The following is an 8,271-nucleotide window of genomic DNA, read 5'->3' as shown; positions in this document are numbered from 1 at the left end:
CGAGCGGGTCCGATGTGATCTTTCCGTAATACACACGTGACCTGAACGTACGTCGCCGCAGAGGCACTCTTGACGTGAGGCCAGTCGGCGGTAAGGTGAAACAAATGCCTCATTGGCTGAAACATTGGAGACGAGCCATGGCTGTGGCATATCGATCGTTCCTCAGTGTCGATCAGGGCCAGTCGCTGGTCGACACCGTCATCGAGCACGTGGGTCGGTGGGCTGCCGCGAAGGCGGCCACGATACCCACCGCGTCACCCGGGCGCTACACACTCGGACACAATGACATCATCACGGTGCTCACCGAAAACTCCGACGGCGCGCACGTTTACCGGTGGAGCAGGCTCCACCCGTCGGCGCACGCGCCCAGCGACATCAAGCGTGCCACTATCACCGCGGTCGAATACGCTGATAAGGCCGGGTGGCTGTGGACCGAGCTGGTTCCGCCGGCCGTGACGGACCGGGCACATCCGTGGCCAGCCGGGTTTATGTGCGTACCGGGGTTCCTTAGGTCCCTGATCGGCGCGCTGTCCTGCTACGACGGCAGGACTCCTGCCGCCGCCGAGCCGCAGTGGGTCTCCTCCAGCCACCTGCCCGACCTGATGGACTACCTGGCCGACGAGACCCGACGGGGGGCCGTCTTCGTGGCCAGCCATGAGGTCAGCTCGCCCGAGGCGCTCGAGACGTGGGCGCTTCAGGCGTCCTGGGAGCTGGTGGGACTCGGCACGATGTTCCTGCTGGAACCCGCCGCCGAGCCCGCCTTCAACGAGATGGTCGGGATGGCGCACGCAGTCCGTCCGGGCACGGTGCGCACCTACGCGCCGAACGTGACACTGGACGACCCGGCCGACCCTCAGCGGCATCCGACGCTGAGCCGACCGAAGATCGAGTCCAGCCACGCCCGGCGCATCGCGCACATCCTCGGGATGGCCCAGCGTGACCACGCGGCGCGCGCTCCCCTGCCCGAGTACGTGAACGAGATCGATGCGCTCCTCGCGGAGAAGGAGCGGCTGGCCGAGGACATGCCTGCACCGGCCCGCCCGATCCCCGAACAACACGGCGCGCCGTCACACAACGGCTGGAGCCCGTGGCCGCAGGCACCACACTCCGCCCAGGACCTGCAGACCGAGAACGCACGGCTCAGAGAACTGCTGGACCAGCACACGGGCGGCAGCACTCATAATCCGGATGACTACGAGGCGGCGATGATCACCGCGATACAGAATCTGTTCGATCAGTGGATGATGCACCGCCTAGCACGTGTCAGCCGTCCGGCCACGAACGGCCACGTCGACTCAGGCTTGTCCCCTGGCGCTGGCTAACTCGTTCGGACGGCCGATATCCTGCCAAAGGTCGTCGATCGGCCACAGACCCACTCGCTCCCCACGAGCGAGGCAGTCGTCGAACAAACGCGTGACGGGGAACAGCTCGCCACGCGGGACACGAGCGAGTAGATGCGGCTCCAACGCGTAGACGCCAGCGTTTACCGGCCACGAGCTGGTCGGCTTCTCGATGATGCGCCGCAGCTGCCCGTCGTCGGCCTCGAGCACGCCGAACGGCACCTGGTGCTGGTACTGGCTGGTGGCGATCGTCGCCACCACGTTGCGCTGGGCGTGCGCGGCCAGCATGGCCGACATGGAGAACTCGGTGAGCAGGTCGCCGTTCATCAACACGACGGGAGCGGTCGGCGGTTCCGCCTGCTCGTGGAGCAGCCGGAGCGCCCCACCGGTACCGAGCGGCCGGTCCTCTCGTTCCCAGAGGTACTCGATCGAGCAGCCGTACGACGATCCGTCACCGAAATACTGCACGATCAGGTCACCCAGGTAGTTCACCGACATGAAGATCCGCCGGATCCCGGAGCCGACAAGATGCAGCACGATCCGCTCCAAGATCGGCCTGCCCGCCACCGGCAGCATCGGCTTCGGGACCTTGTCCGTCAACGGCGCCAACCGGGTGCCCCGGCCGCCGGCCATGACGACGGCCCAGTTCGCCAGCGGCAGCGCACCGACGATCTCGGATTCCACGTGGACGCCGACGACGCACCCGTCGCCATCGACGATGGGCACCTCGCCGACCTTCAGGGCACGCATCATGTCCAACACCTCGGCCCGCCCCTGGGACGGAGTGGCGGTAGTGGGCGGCTCCCCCACCAGGTCCCGCACTGGGTCATCCGGGTGCGCACCGTCCACAAGCGCCTTGCGGACCTCCCGCTCACCCACGACGCCCACCAGTCGGCCACCGTCGTCCACGATGAAGACCGCGGAGACATCATGTTTGTCAAGGACCGTCAGGCATTCACGGATCGACGAGCCGGCCCCCGAAAGCATGTCTCCCAGGCGAACGTCGCTGTTACTCATCGCAGACCTCCCCGACCACCAGCCGGCATGTGCCGTGTCGCTGGCTCAACACTCCTGGTCAACGCCCTCTCACGCCAAGGGGCCGACTTTCAAGCCACTCTCTGGTCGGCGTCATCGCCGCCGGGCTTCGATGCCCGTGGCAAGGCGTCGATGATCAAATCGGTGTAACTCGCCCCTTGACTGCCGCCCGAGCCCGGTATAGCGTCGTTTAGAGAACGGAGTTTCATTTTCACTAGTTGGAACTTGGGGTGGGTAGGGCACGTTCCCCAGTCCCTCAACAACGAGGGGGAGCTATTGATGAGCACCGACTCGCAGAAGTTGCCATTCTCCGATGAGCTGCACCACCGTGCCAGACGGCATGCGCCGGGAGGAGTCCATTCCAACGTCCGGCTCGCCGGACCGAAGGTCTTCATCGACTACGCCAAGGGCGCCTGGCTCTACAGCGTTGACGGCCAGAGCTACGTGGACTACCTCATCGGACAGGGACCGAACTTCCTCGGCCACGCACCGGACTATGTGCTCGATGCGGTCGACCAGGCATCTCGGCGGGGACTGCTCTACGGCGGCCAGCACGAGCTGGAGGTGCAGGCCTCCGAGCTGCTCTGCGAGACGCTGGGGTGGCCGGAGATGGTCCGTTTCGGGGTGTCCGGCACCGAATCCGTGCAGGCCGCGCTGCGGGTGGCCCGGGCGGCGACCGGACGGACGAAGGTGATCCGGTTCGAGGGTCACTACCACGGCTGGCTCGACAATGTCCTCACCGCTCCGCACGACGGGGCCTGGGGCACCGCGAGCGCCGGCCAGCTGGAGAGCCATCTCGACGACTTCATCGTCTTGCCCTGGAATGACGAGGACATGGTCGCGAGCGTCTTCGAACATCGTGGCGACACGATCGCCGCGGTAGTCATGGAACCGATCATGATCAACACCGGCGTCATCGAGCCGAACCCCGGATATCTGCAGAGTGTTCGTGAGCTATGCACGTCGCACGGGGCCGTTTTAATCTTCGACGAGGTGATCTCCGGCTTCCGGCTCGGTCTTGGGGGTGCCGCCGAGCGGTACGGAGTGACGCCGGACCTGGCCACATACGGCAAGGCCATGGCCGGCGGATGGCCGGTCTCCGCGCTCGCGGGCCGCGCCGACATGATGGAGCGGATCGGCACCGGCGAGGTCAACCACGCCGGGACCTTCAACGGGTCCGTGATGGCCATGGCCGCCACCGCGGCCACCCTGAAACAGCTACGGCAGAGACCTCCCTACGCCGATATCGACAGCCATGGGACGTCACTGATGGACGGCCTGCGCAAGCTCGGCGAAGCCCACGGCGTGCCGCTACGAGTCGAAGGGCTTCCCGCCGCGTTCCATATGTCCTTCGGCGATGCCGACGTCACGGACTTCCGCAGCCTGCAGCGCCTCGACCTCTCCAGGTATGCGGAGTTCGCCGAGGAGCTTGTCCGGCACGGTATCTGGGTCGCGCCCCGCGGCATCTGGTACGTCTCCGCCAGTCATGGCTCGGTCGAGCTCGACGCGGCACTGACCCGCTTCGAGAAGACCCTCACCGACTGGGGCTGAAGAGACTGGGCCAGGCACAGGGCGATTCCAGTTAACCCCGTGCCTGACCCTCTTCCTTCTCCACGACGACCTTGCTCCGGACCAGTCCAGCCCGGAACGTGCGAAGTCGATACAGCCGCCCGGCCCAAGGTTCCGCAGCGCTGCGAGCGTCGTCGTACCCCTCACGGGCGGTGGTGATCAACACGTCGCACCCGTCCGAACCACCGATCTCGACGCTGGTGCATTGAGGAGGGTCCACCTCGACGACCAGGTCCAGCTTGCCCGAGCCGCTGTATCGCCGGACCTGCCCCGTGCCGTACACGGCTACCCACAGTCCCCCGTCTTCATCGGCTGCGATCCCGTCCGGCAGGCCGTCGTCATCGTCGAGGCGCACGAAGATCTCTCGTCCGAACACCTCACCCTTATCGACATCGATCCAGTGCTCCCAGATCGTGCGCTCCGCGCTGTCGACGTGAAACAGTCGCGTGCCCGTCGTATCCCACGCCATGCCATTGGACATCGTGAAGTCGCGGGCCGCTTGATACGCCTCGCCGTTCGGCTCGACTCGCCACAGCGAGCCGCCGAGAGGTCGCCGCTCCGGCGCGACTGTCCCGATCCAGAGACGCCCTCGCGCATCCGCGACGCCGTCGTTGAGCAGCCAGCCGTCGCCCAGGTCGAGGTCACACCACACGCCCGCATTCTCGTAGCCTCCGCCGTCGCGATGGCGCAGCACGTGTAGTTGCTGCTCGCACGCGACGACCGCACCTCCGGACGCCTCCGGGTGAACCATCGACGTGCGCCGCCCGGTGCGCCAGACCAGCTTGGCGCGTTCGCCGCCGCGCCGGGTCCATACCTCGCCCACGGCCGCGTCGACCCACCACCACGCCTCACCGTCCCAACGTGGACTCTCCCCCAGATGCGTGCGTGGGCCGTCAGCTTCGTCGATCGCTTCGGCTCTCATCGCGGAACACTCCCCTCGTGTAGGCGACCACCGGACGGACTGAACAATTTCAACTTGCGTAACGGTACCTTTATCTAACCAAATGCACTACGCTAGCTCCATCACTTCTTTGATATGAACAGACTCCGCCTTCGCGAGGGAGGTGGCAAGGCAGTACGTCCGAAACGGCTACTTGCGCCGTCTGGGTACATAAAAGTAGGAGTTCCAAAATATGGAACATTCCGGTGATTCAGGCGGAAAGCCGTACTCGATCCGAGCTGTGCAGCGTGTCTGCAACATCCTCGATCTGATACAGGAGAAACCAGAGGGCTTCTCGCTGACCCAGGTTGCCGAGGTCACACAGTTCCCGAAGAGTTCCGCCTTCCGCTATCTGAATACTCTCGAGTCGAGACGCTACGTGATGCGTGATCCTCTCTCAGGTCTGTTCCGCATCGGCCCTGCGTTCCTTCCCCTCCAGTCCCAGCAGCTGACTGTGCTCGCGGACCGGATCCGCCCGTACCTCACTCAACTACGTGACCAGCTCGAGGAGACGCTCAATCTCGGTATCCTCGACGGCAACTGCGTCTCCTACGTCGAGATCGTCGAAAGCCCGCACAGCGTCCGGCTCGCCGCGCGGCCCGGCGACCGTGACCCCCTGCACTGCACGGCACTAGGGAAAGCGATCGCCTGCACCATCGACCCCGCACGAGTTAAGACCATCCTCGATTCCGAGGGGATGGCGCAGCGCACGCCGGCCACCATCACCTCGTTCCAGGACTACCTCGAAGACCTGGTCACCACTCATCTTCGGGGCTACGCCCTTGACAACTGCGAGAACGATGTGGACGGCCGCTGCGTCGCCGTCGCGTTGCCCGACATCGGTCTGCCCGTCGCGATCAGCCTCTCCGCGCCCGCCTACCGGCTCGCCGTCGACGACGTACCCAAAGTCGCCGAGGCTCTTGAACAGGCCGCCCGACAGCTCATCAAGGACATCACCGGCGAGTCATCGTCGTGAGCCTCGCCCGCGGACAGCACCCAGGCCTGCGCCTGGGTGCGGCGTCGGTCGTGGCGACGTGACCGAGCCGAGGTGGGTTGTGCGGTGCCGGCCAGCACCTTCTCGGACCGAAGTTGATCAGTCCGAGGATCCGATCCAGCCGCTCCCAGCGGCCTTCAGAAAACAGTGCTGGATCAAGTCCACCAAGTCGCTGGTGCTGGCCAGAGCACTAATATCTTCGGTGGTCAGGCTCAGGATACGGATACCGCTAGCCGCTGCCTGCATGACCACCGAATGCGCGTGAGTGAGCTTATCGCGGTCTCCGGTGATGCCCTGTGTAGAGATCACAATGCCCACCGTCACGGCACGGTTCTGCAGAACGTTGACGAAGGAACTGATGCTCCTACTATCCACGGGTCTAGCCCGTGCCCTGCACTCGACACAGAATACCGGTGGTAGGAGACGCAGCCCGCCCGGCCTGCGGTCGTTGCCGACAACCAGATCAATCTCTTCGGCACCGAGTGGACTTTTGACATTGCGTATCACATGGCAACCGGGGACTGACCTGAGCAATTCGCGGGACAAGGTTTCAAGAATCTCGCCTCGAACTCTTGGGACTTTCGCTGAATCTATGTCCTGCAGATGCTGTTTGATCGCCCCCCGATCCAGCGCCATGTCACATCCCGTGCACGGCCCGATTACGAGCTTCAACGAGTAGCTCGTTCAACGGTCTCTGCTCAAGCTCGTCCATGAGCTGGTCAATCGAGATAGAGAACACCATGGGCGCCCGGATCTCCTCTACGTTGGGCCCAGCGCGGTCGTACACGAACACGCCAAGGCCGACATCGACCTGGCGTACACGCCGGGACAGCTGCTCCTGTGCCACGCGGGATGTGGCGGCGTCTAGCTCGCCACGCTTGACAACGATGAGGAACGTGCCGAGGCGGAGTTCTTCACCCGGCACAAACGCCGCCATGTCCACTTCGACTTCGGCTGTCGCCTCACCCAACACATCATCCGTAACGGTCTGCACATGCGCTCCGGCGTCTCGAAGCAGGTCGGCTACGAGGCGCTCGAACTCGTCCCCCCGCCGCGCCGACGGGGACCCACGGATCTCCCGCAGTCGCGCGCGATGCTCCGCCGCGACTCCCAACGGAACGATCATCGGCCGTCCCTCGGTCGGCCACTCGACGTTCTCAGACACCGACTGCACGAAGAGCCCCACATGCAGACGCAGGACGCCCACGTCGGCCATCGACGTGCTCACGACAGGAAGCCCGGACAACGCCGGCAACGAGCGTTGCGGTGGAGGCGCGACGATCAACACGGGCAACCCCCGCGCGGCGATGACGCCAATCTCCACGTACACCGTCGACGCAGCCATGAGGTCCGCCACAGTCTCCGGCGGCAACACGGCGATACAGACATCGACATCGTCCAAGCCTGCTTGCGCCAGCGTGACTCCGCCGCCACGTTCTGCAACGTCGATCACCTCTACACCGAGCTCGCGCAGGACGGCATAGAGCGCTTCAAGCTCCGCCCCGTAATACGACACCACCAAGCAACCCACACACAGACGGTACCGCCGCCTCTGCCTGCCAGCACAGACAATCGTCGAACCTGACCTGGCAAAAGACGCGGAATGTCCGCAATTACGTCGCTTGTGAAGGTGGATTCATCCTGTCAGTCAGTTACGCAAGTATCACTTTCTGCTACCACTCACTCGTCAACGATCACCGTCCGTATGCCACCCAGTTTCAGGCGAATTGTTCTTGAAACACTCAATTCGGCTACTGTAAGCCATTCCGTGACGGAAGTCGAACCGATCTGCACCGCTGCAGCCCGCGGCCAACCGGCGTGGAGCCACGGCGTCACCCAGCAAGAGCAGTCGTCGCAACAGTCCCCAACCGACGTTCGCAATCAAGCTCCGTCGAACGAAAACGGGCGCGTTGGCCCGCTGCAGTCCGCGGATCGAGACCCGCGCTCAGCTGGCGCCCAGATCCTTACGCTGCCCCGGGATGAACCCCCTTGACTCGAGCTCGTCGGAGTAGTTGTGCGGCTGCGCCCGCAGAAGGCTCGTCATCACCAGCTGCTCGACTCGTTCGACGGTGAACATGGAGTCAAGGCCACGAGATCCCCGCTCTAGCCTGCGGACCAGCGGGTGCAGCAGTCCCGAGCTCAGCTTCTCTCCGAGGCCGGTCCGGATGTTCATCTCGGTTTCGAAGCGCAGGGGTTCAGACACGGGTTCCCCCAGCAGCTCGCCAATATGAGCTTCGACATCCGGAGCCTTGAGAGCGAAGGTCAGTAGCGCACAGTCCGGCGACATGCGAGTAAGAACATGGTCGCTCGCGGACAGCACCACAGCACGCCCCGGATTGAGTGTCCGCAGGCGGCCATCGCATCGGAACTCACACTCGCCGGACATCGCGAGG

General features: G+C 64.5%; 8 protein-coding genes. 3 read left to right on the top strand and 5 right to left on the bottom strand.

Annotation, left to right across the window (positions count from 1 at the left end):
* Positions 1 to 137 precede the first annotated feature (137 nt).
* Positions 138 to 1,322 (top strand): hypothetical protein, encoded by a 1,185-nt coding sequence (locus tag ELR45_RS33270; RefSeq protein ID WP_129670118.1) that lies wholly within the window; start codon positions 138 to 140, stop codon positions 1,320 to 1,322.
* On the opposite strand, the gene ELR45_RS33265 is transcribed toward ELR45_RS33270, so the two are convergent.
* On the bottom strand, positions 1,296 to 2,357 hold the full coding sequence (locus ELR45_RS33265) for a nucleotidyltransferase family protein (RefSeq protein ID WP_129670117.1): 1,062 nt from the start codon (positions 2,355 to 2,357) through the stop codon (positions 1,296 to 1,298). The two genes, ELR45_RS33270 and ELR45_RS33265, sit on opposite strands and share 27 nt — an antisense overlap.
* Before the next feature lie 297 nt (positions 2,358 to 2,654).
* On the opposite strand from ELR45_RS33265, the gene ELR45_RS33260 reads away from it, so the two are divergent.
* Positions 2,655 to 3,926, top strand: coding sequence for an aspartate aminotransferase family protein (locus ELR45_RS33260; RefSeq protein WP_129670116.1), 1,272 nt, complete (start codon positions 2,655 to 2,657; stop codon positions 3,924 to 3,926).
* A gap of 31 nt (positions 3,927 to 3,957) precedes the next feature.
* Here the strand turns inward: ELR45_RS33260 and ELR45_RS33255 are convergent, their stop codons facing one another.
* A complete protein-coding gene (locus ELR45_RS33255; protein WP_129670115.1) occupies positions 3,958 to 4,866 on the bottom strand; it encodes an SMP-30/gluconolactonase/LRE family protein in 909 nt (302 codons plus the stop codon).
* Positions 4,867 to 5,077: 211 nt separating this feature from the next.
* On the opposite strand from ELR45_RS33255, the gene ELR45_RS33250 reads away from it, so the two are divergent.
* Positions 5,078 to 5,860 carry an IclR family transcriptional regulator gene (locus ELR45_RS33250; RefSeq protein ID WP_129670114.1) on the top strand — a complete coding sequence of 261 codons (783 nt, stop codon included), beginning with the start codon at positions 5,078 to 5,080 and terminating at the stop codon, positions 5,858 to 5,860.
* A 117-nt stretch (positions 5,861 to 5,977) separates the two neighbouring features.
* On the opposite strand, the gene ELR45_RS33245 is transcribed toward ELR45_RS33250, so the two are convergent.
* The 3 genes from ELR45_RS33245 to ELR45_RS36220 all read right to left on the bottom strand — a co-directional run.
* Entirely contained in the window at positions 5,978 to 6,514 is a 537-nt protein-coding gene (locus tag ELR45_RS33245) for a restriction endonuclease (protein ID WP_129670113.1), read from the bottom strand.
* Between the two features lies 1 nt (position 6,515).
* Entirely contained in the window at positions 6,516 to 7,409 is an 894-nt protein-coding gene (locus ELR45_RS33240) for a hypothetical protein (protein WP_129670112.1), read from the bottom strand.
* A 414-nt stretch (positions 7,410 to 7,823) separates the two neighbouring features.
* Positions 7,824 to 8,271: AraC-like ligand-binding domain-containing protein (locus ELR45_RS36220; RefSeq protein WP_205857770.1), on the bottom strand; the 448-nt coding region annotated here is incomplete at its 5' end.

This window comes from Phytoactinopolyspora endophytica (assembly GCF_004138495.1).
Classification (GTDB): Bacteria; Actinomycetota; Actinomycetes; order Jiangellales; family Jiangellaceae; genus Phytoactinopolyspora; species Phytoactinopolyspora endophytica.
Note: the sequence above shows the minus strand (reverse complement) of the source record. Positions and strands in the feature narration are given on the sequence as shown.